Annotated in this window: 17 protein-coding genes; all 17 read right to left on the bottom strand. The window is 41.2% G+C overall.

What is annotated here, in order from left to right; all coding sequences use genetic code 11:
- Nucleotides 1-3 precede the first annotated feature (3 nt).
- A complete protein-coding gene (locus ACFINS_RS06465) occupies nucleotides 4-897 on the bottom strand; it encodes an outer membrane protein assembly factor BamD (RefSeq protein WP_375612003.1) in 894 nt (297 codons plus the stop codon).
- Between the two features lie 157 nt (nucleotides 898-1,054).
- The gene (gene lpxC / locus ACFINS_RS06460) at nucleotides 1,055-1,939 is read right to left on the bottom strand and encodes a UDP-3-O-acyl-N-acetylglucosamine deacetylase (protein ID WP_375705996.1); all 885 of its coding nucleotides are present in this window, start codon (nucleotides 1,937-1,939) and stop codon (nucleotides 1,055-1,057) included.
- Nucleotides 1,940-2,153: 214 nt separating this feature from the next.
- Nucleotides 2,154-3,926, bottom strand: a complete 1,773-nt coding sequence (gene ftsZ / locus ACFINS_RS06455; RefSeq protein ID WP_375681982.1) for a cell division protein FtsZ — start codon at nucleotides 3,924-3,926, stop codon at nucleotides 2,154-2,156.
- 63 nt (nucleotides 3,927-3,989) lie between these two features.
- Nucleotides 3,990-5,291 (bottom strand): cell division protein FtsA, encoded by a 1,302-nt coding sequence (gene ftsA / locus ACFINS_RS06450; protein ID WP_375646510.1) that lies wholly within the window; start codon nucleotides 5,289-5,291, stop codon nucleotides 3,990-3,992.
- Nucleotides 5,288-6,199 (bottom strand): cell division protein FtsQ/DivIB, encoded by a 912-nt coding sequence (locus tag ACFINS_RS06445; protein ID WP_375646507.1) that lies wholly within the window; start codon nucleotides 6,197-6,199, stop codon nucleotides 5,288-5,290. The genes ftsA and ACFINS_RS06445 overlap by 4 nt, the downstream gene beginning before the upstream one ends.
- A complete protein-coding gene (locus ACFINS_RS06440; RefSeq protein ID WP_375628832.1) occupies nucleotides 6,187-7,107 on the bottom strand; it encodes a D-alanine--D-alanine ligase in 921 nt (306 codons plus the stop codon). The genes ACFINS_RS06445 and ACFINS_RS06440 overlap by 13 nt, the downstream gene beginning before the upstream one ends.
- Before the next feature lie 238 nt (nucleotides 7,108-7,345).
- The gene (murB, locus tag ACFINS_RS06435) at nucleotides 7,346-8,323 is read right to left on the bottom strand and encodes a UDP-N-acetylmuramate dehydrogenase (protein WP_375705995.1); all 978 of its coding nucleotides are present in this window, start codon (nucleotides 8,321-8,323) and stop codon (nucleotides 7,346-7,348) included.
- The gene (murC, locus tag ACFINS_RS06430; protein WP_375632331.1) at nucleotides 8,301-9,728 is read right to left on the bottom strand and encodes a UDP-N-acetylmuramate--L-alanine ligase; all 1,428 of its coding nucleotides are present in this window, start codon (nucleotides 9,726-9,728) and stop codon (nucleotides 8,301-8,303) included. Before murC ends, murB begins: the two co-directional genes overlap by 23 nt.
- Complete coding sequence (murG, locus tag ACFINS_RS06425) at nucleotides 9,712-10,848, bottom strand: undecaprenyldiphospho-muramoylpentapeptide beta-N-acetylglucosaminyltransferase (protein ID WP_375638335.1); 1,137 nt, start codon at nucleotides 10,846-10,848, stop codon at nucleotides 9,712-9,714. Before murG ends, murC begins: the two co-directional genes overlap by 17 nt.
- The gene (locus ACFINS_RS06420; RefSeq protein ID WP_375638336.1) at nucleotides 10,841-11,995 is read right to left on the bottom strand and encodes an FtsW/RodA/SpoVE family cell cycle protein; all 1,155 of its coding nucleotides are present in this window, start codon (nucleotides 11,993-11,995) and stop codon (nucleotides 10,841-10,843) included. The genes murG and ACFINS_RS06420 overlap by 8 nt, the downstream gene beginning before the upstream one ends.
- A gap of 143 nt (nucleotides 11,996-12,138) precedes the next feature.
- Entirely contained in the window at nucleotides 12,139-13,533 is a 1,395-nt protein-coding gene (murD, locus tag ACFINS_RS06415; RefSeq protein ID WP_375613367.1) for a UDP-N-acetylmuramoyl-L-alanine--D-glutamate ligase, read from the bottom strand.
- Between the two features lie 4 nt (nucleotides 13,534-13,537).
- A complete protein-coding gene (gene mraY / locus ACFINS_RS06410; RefSeq protein ID WP_375611992.1) occupies nucleotides 13,538-14,608 on the bottom strand; it encodes a phospho-N-acetylmuramoyl-pentapeptide-transferase in 1,071 nt (356 codons plus the stop codon).
- Between the two features lie 22 nt (nucleotides 14,609-14,630).
- Nucleotides 14,631-16,052, bottom strand: a complete 1,422-nt coding sequence (gene murF / locus ACFINS_RS06405; RefSeq protein WP_375705994.1) for a UDP-N-acetylmuramoyl-tripeptide--D-alanyl-D-alanine ligase — start codon at nucleotides 16,050-16,052, stop codon at nucleotides 14,631-14,633.
- Nucleotides 16,049-17,500: a UDP-N-acetylmuramoyl-L-alanyl-D-glutamate--2,6-diaminopimelate ligase gene (locus ACFINS_RS06400; RefSeq protein WP_375611990.1), complete on the bottom strand. Its 1,452-nt coding sequence runs from the start codon at nucleotides 17,498-17,500 to the stop codon at nucleotides 16,049-16,051. Before ACFINS_RS06400 ends, murF begins: the two co-directional genes overlap by 4 nt.
- A gap of 23 nt (nucleotides 17,501-17,523) precedes the next feature.
- Nucleotides 17,524-19,266, bottom strand: coding sequence for a peptidoglycan D,D-transpeptidase FtsI family protein (locus ACFINS_RS06395; RefSeq protein WP_375611989.1), 1,743 nt, complete (start codon nucleotides 19,264-19,266; stop codon nucleotides 17,524-17,526).
- A complete protein-coding gene (locus ACFINS_RS06390) occupies nucleotides 19,266-19,670 on the bottom strand; it encodes a hypothetical protein (RefSeq protein ID WP_375611988.1) in 405 nt (134 codons plus the stop codon). The genes ACFINS_RS06395 and ACFINS_RS06390 overlap by 1 nt, the downstream gene beginning before the upstream one ends.
- A complete protein-coding gene (gene rsmH / locus ACFINS_RS06385) occupies nucleotides 19,667-20,665 on the bottom strand; it encodes a 16S rRNA (cytosine(1402)-N(4))-methyltransferase RsmH (protein ID WP_375611987.1) in 999 nt (332 codons plus the stop codon). Before rsmH ends, ACFINS_RS06390 begins: the two co-directional genes overlap by 4 nt.
- Nucleotides 20,666-20,785: the final 120 nt, after the last annotated feature.

Raw genomic sequence — 20,785 nt, 5'->3', positions numbered from 1 at the left:
GAATCAACGTACCCTCTTCTTGTCACCACCTAAAGCATTTGAGATCCAAGAAGATTTATGCTCACGTGGTGATATTTTATTCTTCTGCAAGAGATTATAAGAAAATTTATACCACTCACTTTTGGGATAATTACGTCCTAAAATAGCTGCTGCCGTCTGTGCTTCCGCCGTTAAGCCGAGAGCAAGATTAACCTCAGTCAAGCGGAAAAGTGCTTCTTCAATTTGATTTGTATCAGAATACTCTTCAACTACGGTACGAAACCGTCTACTTGCCGCAAGATAGCGCCGCCCCTCTTCATAATAACGGCCAATCTGCATTTCTTTACCAGCCAGTTGTTCGCGACCAAAACGGATTTTATCCTTAGCATCCTTGACATACTCAGAATTAGGATAACGCTCTATAAGAAGCTGCATAGCAGCAATAGCACGTTTCGTGTCACGTTGATCACGCGTAACATCAGGAATCCGACGGAAAGAAGAAAGACCAATAATATAGTATGCATAAGCCGAGTCAGTCGACCCTGGATAAAGAGTAATATAGCGTTGAGCCATACTAATTGAATCATCATACTTTCCGAGTCGATAATTAGTAAAAGCACCCATGACCAAAGATTTACGTCCCCAGTCTGTATAAGCGTACTGTTTTTCAATCTTCAAAAACTTCTTCGATGCATCCCCAAGCCGCCCACTTTCAAGGCTAGCAAGCGCCTGATTATATAAAACATCTGGTGGCTCTATTTTCAAAACATAAGCAGATGGATCAAGGGTATTTTTCTCTTTAAAGAGGCATCCCGCTAACATACAGGTGCTTCCCAAAAGCACCACCCCCAATATCTTGCGTACAATGTTAGATTTTCTATATGTCATATTTCCAATGCACACATGAGATTTTTTCATAGTTTTTCCGGCCTCCACAGAATATCACCTTGTAGCAAAAACAATTTATCAAAGGTTTATACCATATCACTTTAAAATCCACATAACCAATTTAGCAGTTTAGGTCAATCATCCCCTTAAAAATCAAATAAACGATAAAAAAATCTTGCCAATTTTTTTACTTTTTCTCTAAAAAGCTTTTTTCATAATATGATTCGTCTGCCAAAACAGCCTTCACCAATTGCGCATTAATTCTATGCCCACTACAATAAGAACGAAATAATCCAATAAAAGGTGCCCCAAGCAAAGCAGTATCACCAATCGCATCAAGCATCTTGTGCCGAACACATTCATTCTCCCAATAAGGACCATTGGGATTTAAAATTTTATCATTAAGGTCGATAACAAGAGAATTTTCCAAAGAAGCGCCTCTCGCCTTTCCAGAAAGCCTTAATTCTTCCACGTCTTTGATAAAACCAAAAGTGCGCGCACGTGACAAATCATCCCTAAACCCTCGTGTGGTAAGATCAAAACTGAAATGTTGCTTACCAATAGCAGAAGAAGGAAAAGAGATCGTTATATCAAAACGACGTCCATCGAATGGCAAAAGCTCTGCAACACCATGAGCTCCTTCAACCCGCACGGGCTTTTTTATAATGAAATAAGAACGCAACGCATTTTGCTGTACAATACCAACATCTTCAAAAGCTTGGCAATATAGCCACGCTGAACCATCCAAAATAGGAATCTCATTATGTGACACTTCAATAACAAGATTATCCAAATTATAAGCAGCAATTGCCGCCATCAAATGTTCAATTGTTTCAACCCTTACATCTCCATCTCCAAGTACTGTTGATAATTCAGTTTCTCCTGTTTGCGATGCATGGGCTTGAAATATTTTCTCTGTTCCGTCTAATCCACAACGCTTAAAAACAATACCACACCCAACATCCGCTGGACAAACCTTTACCACTGACAAACAGCCACTATGAACGCCAATCCCCTTAAATGTTACTGCTTTTTTAAGAGTAGACTGATATTTTGGTACTAAATTCATCATATCATTTTATTAAATTGCTTGTACATCTTTTAACAAAATTTATAAAACTATAAAAAATATTCATAGTAAATAATAAAAAAAAACCGCTTATTGTAAGCGGTCTTTTTAAAACAAAGTATTTTATCCAAAAAACAGTAATATATTTTACTGTATAATTTTTGACTGAGCATTAAAGAAATAATAAAATTTCTTACTTTACCTCATTTTTCATCAATTAATTTGCCTGACGACGTAAAAATGCTGGTATTTCCAACTGATCTTCTTCACTTATAAAAGTACGCTGATCTTGTGGTACCTGAGGATGCAGCTCACCAGAACGACGTGGAACATAAACAGAAGCATCTTGAGAAAGCGCCTGAGAGTTTTTATTGTAAACATGAGAATCTTTCTGCTGAGACGATCTAACAGCAGGCTCCAGCCTCGCTTCTGGCTCAGCTTCTTCACGATGTGTCAAGCTCTGTTTCAAACGCTGCCAAAGATTACGAGGACCTTGATCAGTCACAAATGTTCTTTGACTTTGTCCATGAGCAACAGGTGGAAAATCCTTTAACTCAGGCATACGCATTGGAGCGCGCGCTTGCATTTGTTGCATTTGTTTTGGTTGCACTGGCTTTTCTTTTTGCTTCACAACCCCTGTCATCTCATCAAGAACATGTGCTGTTGCCTCCATACTCACAGGAGCCGTCATCGCCTGTTGAGAACCACGGCTTACTTGCATACGAGGCACATTGGATCTCTGTTCCTGAACAGCATTTGAACCATACGCAACAGCATTCGTGGCACTTCGTGTCGTCATTGCTTCTGCAGGTTGTGCAAAAATTTGACTTTTGGGACGGAACTGTTCTCCGGTTGATTTACCCTTCTCTATTTCAAGTGATTCGATCACTTCTACCATTGACTCAGAACGCAGAGGCGATGACTGAACATGAAAAGAACTGTGTGACGTTCCAGGATCGCTCTTGCGTATTGAAGAAGCAGGTCTTTGAATCTGAGGATGAGAGGACTGAACCACATCACTAACTTCACGATCAATACCGGTGGCAACCACAGAAACACGAATAACACCTTCCAATGACTCATCATCAATAGCGCCAAAGATCACATTCGCATCAGCATCTACTTCTTCACGAATACGATTAGCAGCTTCATCAACCTCAAAGAGAGTCATATCACGACCACCCGTAATAGAAATCAATAAACCACGCGCCCCACGCATAGAGGTATCATCCAACAATGGATTTGCAATAGCAGCTTCAGCCGCAGCCAAAGCACGCCCATCACCAGATGCCTCACCCGTTCCCATCATGGCTCGACCCATTTCGTGCATAACAGAACGAACATCAGCAAAATCAAGGTTAATCAAACCCTCTTTAATCATCAAATCCGTAATGGAAGCAACACCAGAATAAAGCACTTGGTCAGCCATAGCAAAAGCATCAGCAAACGTTGTCTTATCATTTGCAATACGGAAAAGATTTTGATTGGGAATAACAATCAATGTATCGACAGACTTTTGTAATTCTTCAATACCAGCCTCTGCCGTTTTCATACGACGTGCGCCTTCAAACTGAAACGGCTTTGTCACAACACCAACAGTCAAAATACCTTTTTCACGCGCTGCGCGAGCAACAACGGGAGCAGCCCCTGTTCCAGTTCCTCCCCCCATACCAGCAGTAATGAAAACCATATGAGAGTCTGCAAGATGATCAATAATTTCATCAATACATTCCTCCGCCGCCGCTTGTCCAACTTCAGGCAAAGCCCCAGCACCCAAACCTTCTGTCACAGCTGCCCCAAGTTGGATAACACGTTCAGCCTTTGACATAGCCAAAGCCTGTGCATCCGTATTTGCAACAACAAAGTCAACTCCCTGAAGACCAGCATTTATCATATTATTCACGGCATTCCCGCCACCACCTCCAACACCAAAAACGGTAATGCGTGGCTTCAATTCCGCGATATCTGGCCGATGCAGATTAATCGTCATTTTCTTTTCCTTCTCATAAGACACCGCAAGCCAAAGCGATGAAATTTATCCAACTAGACTTAACTAAAAACTCTCACGCAACCACTGACCAACACGCTGAAAATATCCACGCGTGCCCATCGATAAATGATTTCCTGCCGCCTGCATTGTTTTTTCTTCAAAACCCACCAATTGCGGATAAATTAACAACCCAACAGCAGATGTAAACGCCGCCCCTTTTGCAAGAGAAGGAAGCCTCGAAATACCTAAAGGCCGCCCGATACGAACATTTCTTCCTAATATAGTACGTGCCATTTCTGGCAATCCTGTTAACTGGCTTGCTCCCCCAGTCAAAATAACACGTTTACCAATGATGTGACCAAAACCAGAACGATTTAAACAATCACGGACCATTTCTAAAATTTCTTCAACACGCGCACGAATGATACGCCCAAGAACCGCGCGAGGATATTGAGTTTCACGCTGTTCACTCCCAATTTCTGCTACATTAATCATTTGCCGCTCATCAGCACTTGTTAAAAGTGCTGAACCATAAACAACTTTTAAACGTTCCGCCTCTGTTAAAGACATAGAAAATCCGCGCGCAACATCAAGAGTGACATGATGCCCCCCAACAGCAAGAGCATCTGCATGAATAAATTTCCCCTCAAAAAACACTGAAAATGTTGTTGTTCCACCACCAAAATCAATACATGCAGCCCCTAAACGCGCCTCATCATTCATCAAGACAGCAAGACCACTTGCAAAGGGAGTAGCAACCATTGCTTCAACACTCAAATGTGCACGATTAATACAAGTTTCCAAATTACGCAAAGAGGCTGTTTCTGCTGTTACCACATGCACGTCGACACCAAATGTTTCCCCTGCCATGCCAATAGGATCAAAAATTCCTTTATCTCCATCCAATACATACGAAACTGGAACTGAGTGCATAACATGACGTTCAGCATTAAAGGCTTTACGCGAAACATCTGAAAAGGCCATACGCATATCACGCTTGGTGACTTCACGACCATTCAAATGAACCTTTCCATTAATCAAAGCACTTTGTAATCGACTTGAGGAAAAATTCACAATCACTGAATCCACCACCAAACCCGCCATTTTTTCTGCCGCATCAACAGCCAATCTTATGGATTGTTCTGCTGCAAACATATCCATGACAACACCGGATTTAATACCACGTGAACGCTGCACTCCAAAGCCTAGAATTTCCGTAGAATGTGTACGACCATGTAAATAGTGTGCATGCTTCAAAGGACGCAAACAAGCAATAAGACAAACAATCTTACTTGAACCGACATCAAGTACCGTTAAAAAACGTGTTTTACGCCCCTTCAAATGATGTGATCTGAGTAGCATCATAGGCTTCCTGCCTTTCGCGCTTTTAAAATACGTTCTTCTTCTGCTACAGTAGCATGATAACGCTCCAACGTTTCATCTGATAAAGAAATAGTAATTCGATCAGCAAGACGTAAATCAACACTGAGAATATCGCGAGATAAAAGATCTTGCATTGTACCGGACGAAGAAAGAGAAGAAAGCCTTTCAAGAGCACCATTTTCAGGCAACATAACGCGCATTCCATTATTCAAAACAAGATCCCAACGTCGATCACCTACCCGCACAAAAGCACGAATACGATCATATACTTCCGGATAGACTGACAGCGCTTGAATAAACACTTTAGCAGCATTTTGTGCACCCTGCCCAACCACAAGAGGTAAATCCCGAACAATTTCTCCTTTAAAAGGCACAATGACACGACCTGTATTATCAACAATATCCATTATGCCATCATGTTGCCAAATGGCATAGGGTTCACGCTCCACGATGGAAATGCGCATTCTATTGGGATAAATTTTCTGAACATTAGCCGATTGCACCCAAGCCTGTTTTTCCAACAGAGAACGCGCTCTTTCAACATCAAAAGTGAATATAGAAGGCGCAACATCAAGTTTTAAAATTTTAAAAATATCCTGCTTTGCCAAGCGCTTATTACCGCTTATATCGACATGAGTGACCACAAAACTACTATCCAATATGATCGTATTTACGATCACAGCCATCTGACCACTTGATGAAAGTCCATAAAAAGCCGTAACAAAGAAAAACCACACAACAGCAAAAGAGCCAAAATGGCGTGGAATATGAATATTGACAAAAACAAACTCAAACATAAACCGAAGAAAACGACGATAAAGACGTGGCAAAGCCGGCACTGAAAGCACCTCCATCGGAACATTTGTTTTATTAACATTCAACGCATACATGATGCGTCCTCCACCATCCATTGAACAATATCGCCGTAAGTACGGCCGCTCGCTTTTGCAATATCAGGAAGAAGAGACGTCGAGGTCATACCTGGTTGCGTATTAATTTCAAGCCAAACCAATTCTCCCGTTTTTTCATCAAAACGAAAATCAGAACGGCTAACACCTCGACACCCTATCGCCTGATGGGCTGCTAAAGACATTCTTTGCACACTTTGGTAAATATTTAGTGAAAGTTGTGCAGGACAAATGTGAAGAGAACCACCCGTTTTATATTTTGAGTCATAATCGTAGAATGGAAAGTGTTTATCGGGAAGAATTTCACACACATCCAGCACTTCGTTCCCCAAAACAGCACAAGTCAATTCACGACCAGGAATATATTTTTCAATCATCACCTCATCGGCATACCCCCACTCAGCTCCCCCAATATTATGTGGCGGTGCAATTTCATTTCCTTGAACAATGACAACACCAAAACTTGATCCTTCACACACAGGTTTAATTACATAAGGAGGCTCCATGGGATGCGTTCGACCCAAAGCAAAGCGGCTCATGATACGAGAAGGAGCAACACAAACCCCAACATTTGCAACGATAATTTTTGCACGTCCCTTATCCATTGCCAAAGCAGATGCCATCACGCCAGAATGAGTATAAGGAATTTTTAAATATTCAAGAATCCCCTGAATCCGGCCATCTTCACCAAATGGACCATGCAACGCATTGAAGGCAATATCGGGCTGCAACTGTTCAAGAACAGAAGCAATATGAGCATCAACATCCACGCGGCTCACGCGATACCCCTGCACCTCTAAAACATCAGCACACGCCGCCCCTGAAGATAAACTTATAGACCGTTCAGAAGAAAAACCTCCCATTAACACAGCTATATGTTTATCTTTCATAATAAATCACCCTCTTTCGCATACTATATGTAGTCTATATAGAATACATCAGCACTACATACAGGAAAAACAAAGTTTATCCTTGCGAATCAATAACCTAGCATTTTGCATAATGAATCAGACTCAAAAGCTTGATGCAAGAGATTCTTTGTTAATTTATTGATTCTTAATAGAAATTTTTTATTATCTCTTTGAAATGACTCAATTTTTTATTTTCACTTTTTTAGTGAACAATAAATCAATGAAATGGATCAAAAGGAGGAACACTTCGACCACGCTCAAATTGACCAATACGCTCTATTTCCCATTGTAAAAGGTGGGCTGAATTTGCAAAAACACGCGCACGCACTGTTTCTCCCAATGCTTCAAGATCATATCCTGTTGCTTGCCCTGTATTGATCATAAAATTACAGTGCATTTCACTCATTTGAGCGCCACCAATCCGTAAACCACGACACCCTGCTTCATCAATCACGCGCCACGCAGATCCATTCTCAGGATTTCTAAAAGTTGATCCACCGGTCTTTTCACGAATAGGTTGCACTGTTTCCCTATGGAGGGCAACTTCATCCATAGCAGCACGAATATTATCTTTATTACCAGGCTCCCCTTCCAATAAAGCAGCAGTAAAAATAAAACCTTCAGGAATATCACACTGGCGATAGGAATAATGCATATCTTTCACACTCAAGATATGACGTTGCCCTTTACGATCCAACGCATAAACCTCAACAACACGTGCTGCGGTTTCAACACCATTTGCACCCGCGTTCATTTTGAGAGCTCCTCCAAGACCTCCAGGAATGCCATGATAAAAATGAAAACCTGCAATCTCAGCTTCTAAAGCGGCAGCAGCTAAATGTTTGTCCGCCGCACCAGCACCAACTAAAAAGCCTTTTGGAGAAACCTGCTTCACTTGCCCAAATTTTTTTGGCGAAAGACGAATCACAACACCAGGAACCCCCCCATCACGCACCAGAAGATTAGAACCAATACCGACAATTGTTACAGGAACAAATTCAGGCAAATTTTGAAGAAAGAGAGCCAAATCTTCTTCATCGACAGGCTGATAAAAAAGCTCTGCCAACCCGCCCGTGCGAAACCACGTTACCTTACGCATCTCAACATTAGGTGTAAGCTTTCCTCTCACGCCACCTAACAGTGGTTGCAATTGCGCCAATAGCGCCTCACCATCAATGTGCTGAAAATTTATCATGACCATCCAATACCGCTAACTGATGAGGCAAAGCACAAGCCCATTGTGTGATATTGCCAGCACCAAGAAAAACAACATAATCCTCTGCCTGAGCAAATTTTGAGACAAGAGACACAACATCTTCCAAACCATGTATCAAGCGCACATCACGATGACCCGCCATTTTAATATGCTCTACCAATTCTTGAGAACCAAATCCTACAATAGGCTCTTCACCAGCCGCATAAACGGGCGTAATCAACACTGTATCTGCATCATTAAAACAAGCAGCAAAATCATCAAATAAATGATACAAACGCGAATACCGATGGGGTTGTGCAATCGCAATAACACGCCCTTTTGCACTCTCACGTGCAGCACGCAAAACAGCCTTTATTTCAACAGGATGATGTCCATAATCATCAAATATTTCAATGCCACGCCAACTTCCTGTTCGCGTAAAACGCCGTTTTACTCCGCCAAATTCTGCTAAGCCCCTTTTTATAGCTTCATTTGAAATGCCAAGTTCATGCGCAATAGCAATCGCCGCCGTTGCATTGGCAACATTATGCTGCCCTGCCATGGGCAAAAGCAAATTTTTCAACTCAATCTTTCTTCCTGTTTTGCGTGAGCGAACAAGAACATCAAAATGCGTTTTTTGACCATCCATCGAAAGATTAAGAAAACGAACATCCGCTTGTGGATTTGCACCATAAGTGATCACCCAACGATCATCAATACGGCCCGCCAATGACTGAACCTCTGGATGATCAAGACACAAAACAGCAAAACCATAAAAAGGAACATTTTCTACGAATTGCCGAAAAGCCTCACGCACAGCATCAAAACTTCCATAATGATCCAAATGCTCAGCGTCAATATTAGTAATAACAGCAATATCAGCAGGCAGCTTTAAAAATGTACCATCACTTTCATCAGCTTCAACAATCATCCAATCGCCATCTCCCGTACGAGAATTCGTACCATAAGCATTAATAATACCGCCATTAATCACCACTGGATCAAAATGACCAGCATCAAGAAGGGCTGCGACCATTGATGTGGTTGTTGTTTTACCATGTGTACCACCCACTGCAATTGCACGCCGAAATCGCATCAGCTCCGCCAGCATTTCTGCACGTCTGACAAGCGGCAAATGTCTTTCCTTTGCAGCAATATACTCAGGATTTGTTTTTTTAACGGCAGTAGAAAAAACAACAACCTCTGCATTCCCTAAGTTTTCAGCACAATGACCTATATGAACGTTAATTCCTTTTTTCCGCAAACGTTCAACATTTGCACTTTCAACTTGATCTGACCCTTGAACTTTATAGCCAAGATTATAAAAAACCTCCGCAATTCCACTCATACCGATCCCCCCGATTCCGATAAAATGGATAACGCCTATATCAAGTGGCATTTTCATTAAAAAGCTCCTCTTTTATATCTGACAACAATCGCCCTGCAGTTAAGGATTCAGCCATATCAGCAAGGCGACGGGTTGCATGAGGTTGTCCAACTTTTTTTGCAGCAAGCGCTTGTTTTTCCAATAAATGGGGCGCACAACAAGCGTGCATTAAAAGAGAAGAAAGCTTTTGTGCATTTAAATCTTTTTCTGATATAATTTGTGCTCCCCCCACACGAGCAAGCAAAGCTGCATTGGCAGCCTGATCATGATCTAAAGCATGGGGATAGGGAACAAGCAGAGCAGGTCTACCAATCACCGCTATCTCACAAACGGACGAAGCCCCAGCGCGCGACAAAATAAAATGAGCATGTGCCATACGTTCAGCCATATCATCAAAGAAAGGAGCAACTTCTGCTTGTACCCCCATATCACGATAGATTTTGATCAACCTTCCTGCTTCACCGCGGACTTGCTGTACAATTCGTAAACGTTTACGGTTCTTATCATCAAATAAAGCAATAGCTTCTGGAACAATATGTGAAAAAGCAGAAGCCCCTTGACTACCTCCAAAAATCAAAAAATTAAATGGCTTTTCTCCCTCTGAAGAATGATAAGGAATTTTGGCCGCCTTCAACACAGCCTCACGGACAGGATTCCCCGTCAAAAGTATTTTATGAGCATAAGCGCCATTTGGCGACAACAAACCACCAGCGATTGCACGCACAAAAATTGCCAACACCCGATTGGCACGCCCCATAACAGCATTTTGTTCATGAATAAATGTCACACGCCTCGTTAAAGCCGCAATAAAAAGAGGAGGAAAGCTCGGATACCCCCCAAATCCTCCAACAAGAACAGGACGTAATTTATAAAACAACGCCAACGATTGCCCCATACCCCTTAGCAAAGACCAAAACGTCTTTATCAGAGCAAAAGGATGGCGTCGTGTAAATGTTGCCGATGAAACGATATGAATATGCTCTTCATCAAAACACCGAACAAAAGGGCGTGCTCTTTCATCTGTTATTAAATGAACATCATATCCACGCTGCCTTAATTCAACAGAAAGGGCTTCAGCAGGAAAAAGATGTCCACCTGTACCACCAGCCACCAAAATAATAACTTTTTTATCATTCATAAGGGGTATCCAAGACAGAAGAGGAAGAAAAAGCTGAAAGGCGCGCTTCTGGCCAACGACGTGTTAAACTAAGCAAAATGCCCATTGAAAACGCAATCGCCACCATCGAAGAACCACCATAAGAAATAAAAGGCAATGTCATACCTTTTGGAGGAATTAAGTGAAGATTAACGGCCATATTAATAGCTGATTGAAAGCCAATCATCATTGCTATGCCAGTAATACCAAGACGTATAAAGGAATCACGTGTATTCATGGCTATATACAATGAACGCATAACGATAAAGCCAAACAGCATCATAATTAATAAACAAAGAATAATACCATATTCTTCAGCAGCAACGGAAAATACAAAATCTGTATGGCTATCAGGAATGATACGTTTTACTGTGCCCTCCCCAGGACCTTGCCCAAACCAACCACCATTCAAAATAGCCTCACGTCCCACATCCACTTGAAACGTATCCCCTTCACCTGTCAAAAAACCATTGATCCGCTCGCGCACATGATGCAGAAAAAGATAAGCTAAAATAATTCCTACAACGCCTAAAATGAGAAAGAGAAAAATAATAGTAAGAGGGACACCAGCAATAAAAAACAGCCCCCCCCATGTTGCACTTATTAAAACTGTTTGTCCAATATCAGGCTGCAAAACCAGAAGCACACAACAAATGGCATAAAGTAGAATCGCTAACGTATAACCCAGAATGCCCCTCTTGCGTATCTGTTCCGAAAAAAGCCAAGCGGACATAACCACAAAAGCTGGCTTCATAAACTCTGAAGCCTGTACAGAAAAACCAAATAGTAGAATCCACCTCCGTGCTCCCTTTAATTCTGGACCCCAAAATAAGGTTGCAACCATAAGAGCAAGCGTTACAATGAGCAAAAGAGCACATAAACGACGAATATTAGAAAGCGAAAAAAAGGAAATGGTAACCATCGTAAAAAATGCTGAAATGCTAAAAATGATATGCCACCGAACAAAATAAAAACTATCAGCAATTCCGATTTTTTTTGCAATAATAGGGCTGGCAGCAAAAGACAGCATAATGCCAATTCCCATTAAAATTAAACAAGCTGCAAAGATAGAGCGATCAATCGTCCACCACCAATTAGCAATTGGATCTCTATCTGCACGCGTCACCATGGTATCCACCTTATCCATTTTATAAATTATCTCAAAGTAATATGGTTCCCCAGCCTGTTTAACAAACACTTTAAAAACTAAATTACACAAAAAAAGATTCTGGAGTCTTAACGCAAAAATATTTTTTTATAACTGATGCTTTTTTATTGTAACTGCATCACAAAAGAGACAAATGCTTCGCCTCGCATTTCATAATTTTTAAATTGGTCATAACTTGCACAAGCAGGTGACAAAAGAACCGTCACCTCTTTTTCCTTACAACCCATTGCGTCAACAGCTGCTTCACGCACCGCATTTTTCAAAGTTAAGCTCATAGAAAAGGGAAAAGCAGATCCAATAGTGCGAGCAAATTCTTCCGCCGCGCTCCCAATCAAATAAGCTTTACGAATTTTAGGAAAAAATTCTCTAAGAGACTCTATCCCTCCCTTTTTTGCCTGTCCTCCAACAATCCAAAAAATATCATTAAAGGTGGAAAGCGCAGGAGCTGTTGCATCTGCATTAGTAGCCTTGCTGTCATTGATAAACAAAACCGCCCCCATTTTACGCACCTGCTGCATACGATGATCCAACCCTTTATAACTTGCCAAATGCTTGTTCACAGAAGGATCGGTTATTTTTAAAGCCTGCAATGTTGCTAATGCCATAAGGGCATTTTGCGCATTATGACTCCCACGTAACCCCGCCATAGGAGCAAGATCTGCAAGCATATGACTCTGTCCTTGACGAACAGAAAAGAGCTTGGTCCCATCTGCATAAAAACCATTTTCAACAAAATGATCCTTGGAAATTGCCTCAATTTGCTTCCCATCATGAAGTAACTGTTGATATAAAACCCGACAAGCTGCATCATCAACTGAAATGAAAGCCTGAGAAGCCTGAGCAATCAGATGCCTTTTGGTTTGCACATAACAGGCAAAACTCCCATGTCGATCAATATGATCAGGTGTTAAATTCAATAAAAGTCCAATGGTCGGCTGAAGAGAGGGAGTAAGATCAATTTGAAATGATGAACATTCAATCACATAGATACGTTTTTTAACAAATGGCTTAAGCGTCAATATTGCTTTTCCGATATTTCCCCCCATCTGCACATCATAGCCCATTTTTTCCAACAAATGCGCAAGTAAAGCCGTTGTGGTTGACTTGCCATTCGTCCCCGTAATCGCAATGAAAGGAACATCTTGGTCACACAAACCATAATGTTGTAAAAAATGCTGGCGCGCACGAACAAATAATTCAATATCACCGATAATTTCTATATTTTTTTTTCGTGCTTTTTCAACAATCCAATGGGGCTGAGGATAACTTAAAGGAACTCCAGGAGCTACAATCAATGCAACAAATTCTGACCAATCTTCATAACGGAGATCTCGTGTTGGAATATTGTGCCGAAAAGCCATTTGCACGCTTGAAGAACTATCATCCCACGCCACCACTTCTGCGCCACCGCACATCAATGCTTGTGCCGTTGCTAGTCCAGACTGTCCCAATCCAAACAGAGCAACTTTTTGACCTTTATAACACGTAACAGAAATCACATTCTCACCGCAATTTAAGTGTTGAAAGACCTATGAGAGCGAGAACAATCGAAATAATCCAAAAGCGTATCACGACTTGGCTTTCAGTCCAGCCTTTTTTCTCAAAATGATGATGTATCGGTGCCATAAGAAACACGCGTTTTCTTGTTAATTTGAAATAACCAACCTGAATAACGACTGAAAAAGCTTCCACAACAAAAAGCCCACCAATAAGAACCAAAACAATTTCGTGTTTCGTAGCAACCGCAACAGTCCCTAAGAGTCCTCCAAGAGCCAATGAACCAGTATCTCCCATAAAAATAGCTGCAGGTGGTGCATTAAACCATAAAAAACCAAGCCCTGCCCCAACAACAGCTCCCAATAAAACAGCCAATTCACCTGTTCCCGATACATAATGGATTTGGAGATAATCAGCAAAATTCATATTACCAGAAAGATAAGCAATCAGAGCAAAAGATAAAGCTGCAACCATCACAGGAACAATAGCAAGCCCATCGAGTCCATCCGTTAAATTAACCGCATTACCCGTCGCAACAATGACGAAAGCAGAAAAAGGAATAAAAAACCAGCCCAAATTGATAAGATAATCTTTTAAAAAAGGCAAAGCTAATCCAGATGAGCCAATTTTCAAGATGGCAAAAGCCGCAATTGCCGCAACAAAAAACTCCAAGCTTAATCGTGCTTTCCCAGAAAATCCTTTGTCTGTTTGTTTTGTGACCTTAAGATAATCGTCATAAAATCCAATTCCCCCAAAAGAAAGCATAACCAATAGCGATACCCAAAAGTAAATATTCGATAAATTACCCCATAAAAATGCCGATACCACAATGCCGATTAAAATCATCAATCCACCCATTGTAGGTGTTCCAGCCTTTTTAAAATGTGTTTGAGGACCATCAGCACGAATCGGTTGCCCCTTACCCTGCCGCAATTTAAGAGAAGCAATGATGCTAGGTCCAAACAAAAAGACGATAAGCCCCGAAGTAAGCATAGCTGCTATCGTGCGAAAAGTAATATAACGAAATACATTCACACCTGGAAGCCAATCACTAAACGAAGAAAAAAATAGCATCATGGAATAAAAAAACCTCTTAAAACTATGAAGAAACCGCTTTATAGCGATCAAACAATGCAGTCACAATATTTGATGAACAAAGGCTATTGGATGATTTAACCATAAGCAGATCCCCAGAAGAAATTTCTGCTAAAAGAAGCGATAAAATTTTCTCAATATTTTCAGCATAATGAACCTTAACACCAGCAGACAAATCACTGACTAAAGATTTCATCGCCTCACCAAATAGAAAAACCGGATTAGCACCAGAAAGACGTATTGGTTTTATTAAATCACGATGAAGCTTTTCACTATACTCCCCTAACTCTAGCATATCTCCTAAAATAGCAATTCGCCGCCCCCCTTTCCCTACAGGCCCTGTAGCAAGAAGCTCAAGTGCAGCACGCATAGAAGCAGGATTTGCATTATAGCTTTCATCAATGAGATAAAATTCACCCCCATTTGATAAAGACAGTCGATAACGAACACCTCGCCCCTTTTGAGAAGAAAAATGGCGAAAAGAAAGAAAAACAGGCTCTAGCTCAACCCCCATAGCATCACAAGCAGCAATAACCCCTAAACTATTTTGCACAATATGGCGCCCAGGAGCACCAATTTGGACCTCCCTATCCCGCCCCCCCATACGCACAATCATAGAAGAACTATCGGTTAGAAGACGTATATCATGCGCTTGATAATCAGCATCTTTAGTCTCACCAAAGCTTAAGATCTTTTTTACACCGCATTTCTTTGCTTTTTGAACGAGATAAGAAAAAAAATCACTATCCGCATTTAAAATGGCAATGCCTTCCTCATCCAATCCTTCAAAAATTTCAGCTTTTGCCTTTGCTATTTCTTCAAGATCCTTGAAAAAACCCATATGTCCTGCACAAATATGCGTAATGAGAGTAACATGCGGACAAACCAGTTTGACCAGAGGGCGAATTTCATCTCTGTGATTCATGCCAATTTCAAAGATACCATAATCACTCTCCACAGGCATCCGCGCTAAAGTGAGTGGAACCCCCCAGCAATTGTTTAAAGAAGCGAGATTCGCATGAACATTCCCAGCCGTTGCAAGTGCTTGTTTCAAAGCTTCTTTTGTCGTTGTTTTTCCCACCGATCCTGTTATCGCGATAATCTTAGCTCTTGAACGTTTGCGTGCAGCTTGTGCAAGTTGTTCTAAGGCTTTCAAAACATCAGGAACGACAATGAGTGGAGCCGATATCTTTTTCATATCCCTCAAACGGTGTTCCGCAACGATAAGAACGCCTGCACCTCGTTCATAAGCTTGCGCAGCAAAATCATGACCATCAAGATGATGCCCTTTAATGCAGAAAAAAACATCCCCTTCCGCAAGAGTACGGCTATCAATGGAAACCCCAGAAAAAGTTTCTGGCAGGCTTCCCATTACAACACCATTAACTGCAGCAACAAGTGCTTGCTTATCCCATAAAGCTGTCATTTTTTTCGGTCCTCTAAAGCTTCTATCGCTTTCAGACGATCTGAAAAAGGATAAGTTGTCTGCCCTATAATTTGGCCATCCTCATGACCTTTTCCAGCAATGATTAATGTATCACCAACTTTCAAAAGCTCCACCGCGTAAGAAATAGCCTCTCCACGATCTGCTATCTCTATTGCTGTTGGCACCGCCTGTAAAATATCCTTGCGTATTTTTTCTGGCATTTCTGTGCGAGGATTATCATCCGTTACAATAACAATGTCCGCTTTATCCGCCGCAATTTTTCCCATCAAAGGTCTTTTTCCTTGATCACGATCTCCTCCACAACCAAAAACAACGATCAAGCGCCCTTGCGTAAAGGGACGAACAGAAAGCAAAACCTGCTCCAAAGCTTCTGGTTTATGGGCATAATCAATGTAAACAAGCGCATTATTTTCTGTCTTTCCCACAAACTCTAACCGCCCAGGTGCCCCCTGCAAAGTTTCAAGCGCAGAAAAAACCTTACGAGGTGAAACGCCCGTTGCAATTGCTAACCCCGCTGCCATAAGCGCATTGGCGACCTGAAAATCTCCAGCTAAAGGCAAATCAAATGTATAAATATTGTTTTCCACACGACACTCAATACACTGTTTTGAGCGTTGATGTTCGACACGATTAATCGTGATAAATTGCCCCTTACGACCAATTGTCAAGACACGGCGGCGCGCTTGTGTAACAACATCAATAACCTTTTGTGAATAAACATCATCAGCAAAAATCAAAGCAGGAGCAGATACAGGCAAAAGTGTATCAAACAACCTCATTTTAGCCCGCAAATAATCCTCTACCCCCGTGTGATAATCCATGTGATCTCGCCCTAAATTGGTAAAGGCACCAGCCGTTAAACGGACTCCATCAAGTCGTCCTTGGTCAAGCCCATGCGAAGAAGCTTCAAGAGCTGCATGAGTCACACCTTCATGAGAAATTTCATAAAGAAGACGGTGCAATACGACCGGATCAGGTGTTGTGAGAGAACCATAAACATTCCGTTTAGGAGAAACAACACCAACAGTTCCTATACTCGCAGCACAAAATCCAGCATAAGTCCAAATTTGCCGAAGAAAAGAGACAACAGATGTTTTACCACTTGTACCAGTCACAGCAACGACCGTTTCAGGCTGAGAACCGTAAAAACGTGCAGCTGCCAACGCTAAACTATGACGAACATTAGAAACACGTAAAATGGGAACAGATAAATCCTCAAGAACAGCATGATAATCTGTAACGATTGCTCGTGCGCCACGCTTTATCGCATCATCTATATAGTGTCTTCCATCACTTTTTTTTCCTTGAACAGCGACAAAAACATAGCCTGGCAAAACTTGCCGAGAATCCACACTGATTCCTGTTATTTCTATTGAAGAAAGACTTTCATCTTCAACACATTCTGTAAAAACTGTTCCCAACAACATGATAACGCACCTTTATATTCATTTTACCGTTGTTTAACGAAACTTGAATTGCTCTTTTTACTTAAAAGAGGCTCATATTCTTTTTTAAAATCGGGTTTTACACCAAGAAAACTAGCTGTGCGACGAACAATATTAGCAAGCATTGGTCCAGCATTCATTCCCGCTGTTGCTGAACGCTGTCCCTCCTCTGGCTTTGGTTCATCGATAATTGTTAAAACAACATAAGCAGGATCTTCAATAGGAAAAGCAGCAAGAAAACTATTGAAATTTTTTGTTTTAGAATATTTTCCATTTTCAACTTTTTCAGCTGTTCCTGTCTTACCACCTACACGATAGCCTTCTACTTTTGCATTACGTCCAGAACCAATATCACTATTTAATTGATAAAGGTAACGCATATTTTGACTTGTTTTAGCCTGCAAAACCCGTTTTGCATGGTGCAGAGTTTGTTCTTTTGTCCGTTTTAAAAATGTCGGAGCAATTAACCAACCACCATTCATTAAAGCAGCAGCCCCGACAGCTGTTTGCAAGGGGGTTGTTGCCATACCATGCCCAAAAGAAATCGTCATAGAATGTATATCCTTCCAATGATGTGGCACAATAGGGTGGGCAACTTCAGGCAACTCTGTTGTGAGACGATCCAGTAATCCAAGTTTTTGTAAAAAACCACGATGTTTATCAATCCCTATCGCCAATGCCTCTTTAGCAGAACCAATATTAGAAGAATAAATAAAAACCTCCCATAACGTTAAGGGTCGATTTTTTCCATGAAAATCATGAATAGTATACCCACTACTTGCTTTTATTGGCTTTGAAGCATCAATAATACTGTTTAAATAAAAAATATTGGAATCAAGTGCCATGGCGGTCGTAAAACTTTTAATAATCGATCCCATTTCAAAAGCTCCTGCCGTCATCCGATTGAGACGATCACTTTTTAAAGCTTCAATAGGATTTCCAGGATCAAAATCTGGTAGTGATGCCAAAGCCAAAACTTCCCCCGTATGTATATTTAAAATAACAGCTCCTGCAGCAATTGCCTTATAACGCTTCATAGCCTGAATAAGTTCATCATGAACAATTGCCTGAACACGCACATCAATCGAAAGCTGAACTTGTTTTAATGATTCTTCCATGGCAAGACCAGCAGCACGCAGAGCACTCAAACCCGCATCATCAATATATTTTTCCATACCTGCAATGCCTTGATTATCAACATTCACCATGCCGAGAATATGGGAAGTTACAGGTCCATCAGGATAAAAGCGACGAATTTCAGTCCGAAAACCAATTCCTGGTATACCAAGAGCCATAATTTGTGTCTTCTGCATTGGTGTTAACCCACGCTGTATCCAAGAAAAACCAGTTTTTCTTTTTAAGCGCTTATAGGTTTCCTGCCAATTAAGATCAGGCAAAACTGTTGAGAGCAATTCAATTGTTTCATCCACATCAATAATACGTCGTGGCTCAGCAAAAAGTGAATAAGTTTTAATATCTGTTGCCAATAAACGACCATTACGATCAACGATATCAGGCCGTGCCATCAATTGAAGAACTCCAGGCCCTTTTGCTTCTTCAATCTGTCCACCTTCCAACCCATAAGAAATAAGGCAAGCCCCCATGATGCCATATAAAATTAAAAAGCAGAACAACGAAAAAAGCAAACGTGGACGACTAGAATAGGGACGACGAACAGAAACATTATGATTATTCAACGAATTCTTTAAGCGCTTTTTCTTCTGTGAGAATAAAAAAGTCGATTTCATTACTGCGCGCCTTTTTGGACAACACTATTGATCTGAGAAGCCCGATTATTTGTCAAAATATCTTGATTATCTTCCAAGATATTTTGTTTAATCACTTCTTCAATTTGATCATGTACCCGTACCGGAATGTCTTTAAACTCCACGATTTGACGCGGCTGTATAACCTCTAACCCAAGTTCTTTCTGATAACGTTTCGCAAGTTTTTGCATGCGTGAAGGCCTTATCATCACAGCCCACTCAGCATGAAGCAAACTTACCGTATTTTTTGCTGCAGCAATTTCATGCTCAAGATGAAGAACTTCGTTCATTCGCTTTTGAACATCATATTTTACCTTATAAGTAAGTCCTGCCATACAAATCATAATCAACACTAAAATCATATCAAATGTACGAAAAACTGTCATTTTTTGCTGCCTTCAAAACTGGCAATCTCTGCTAAACCAAATAATTTCATATCTGCTGCAAGAGCCTCTGCTTCAGTCCGTACACCAATACGCAACCTCGCAGAACGTGAACGAGGATTTTTCTGTAACTCCTCTTTAGTTGCCGTGATCCCACCTCTAAACAAAGGAAAAAATGTTGCTGGAGTAGCCTTTATTTCTGGCAGATAGCGTGATCTCATACATTCTCCAGAACGAGCCGAAAAAAATCTTTTGACCATACGATCTTCAAGAGAATGAAAACTGACAACCCCCAAACGGCCTCCAGCTTTTAAAACGCGTTCAGCAGCAAATAAACCACATGCCAATTCACCAATTTCATCATTAACATAGATACGAAGAGCCTGAAATACACGTGTTGCCGGATGAATACGATCTCCCGGCTTACGTCCTATCAACATTTCGATAGCATACGCCAAATCACCTGTACGCAAAAAAGGCTGTACAACACGACGCTTTTCAATCATCCGTGCAATTCGCCCCGCATAACGCTCTTCCCCTAATATCTTAAAAATACGTGCCAAATCCCTTGCTTTTAAATGATTGACAACATCGCTGGCTGTAAAACCAGTCTGAGCCATTCGCATATCCAATGGACCATCTTTTTGAAAAGAAAAACCTCTTTCTGCTTCATCAAGCTGCATTGAAGAGACACCAATATCCAAAATAACTGCATCCACCTTCTCTTCAACGACACGATCGAGCTGTGAAAACGCCATATGGACCAAACGAAGGCGTGGAAAAAATTCTTCAACAAGCGATTGTCCTGCACTGATAGCATAAGGATCACGATCAAGAGCAATCACCTGTGCCCCTGCCTTTAACAAAGCGCGCGTATAACCACCAGCACCAAAGGTGCCATCAATCACTTTTGCTCCAACCAATGGCATAAGCCCAGCCAAAACTGGCTGTAACAACACTGGAATATGGCGTTCAGCTCTTTGATCCTGCTTTATCAAAATAATCCGTCTTGAAGTTATGCTGTCTTAAATCAACAGCTCTCTCATGGCAACTGATCTTAGAATAACCTAGCCTTCAACTTTCACATTAATCACAATGAACGAAAAAACTAAAGTTAT

The organism is Bartonella sp. AA2SXKL (genome assembly GCF_042197205.1).
GTDB lineage: Bacteria > Pseudomonadota > Alphaproteobacteria > Rhizobiales > Rhizobiaceae > Bartonella.
The sequence above is the reverse complement of the archived record's forward strand: the minus strand, read 5'-3'. Positions and strand labels throughout refer to the sequence as shown.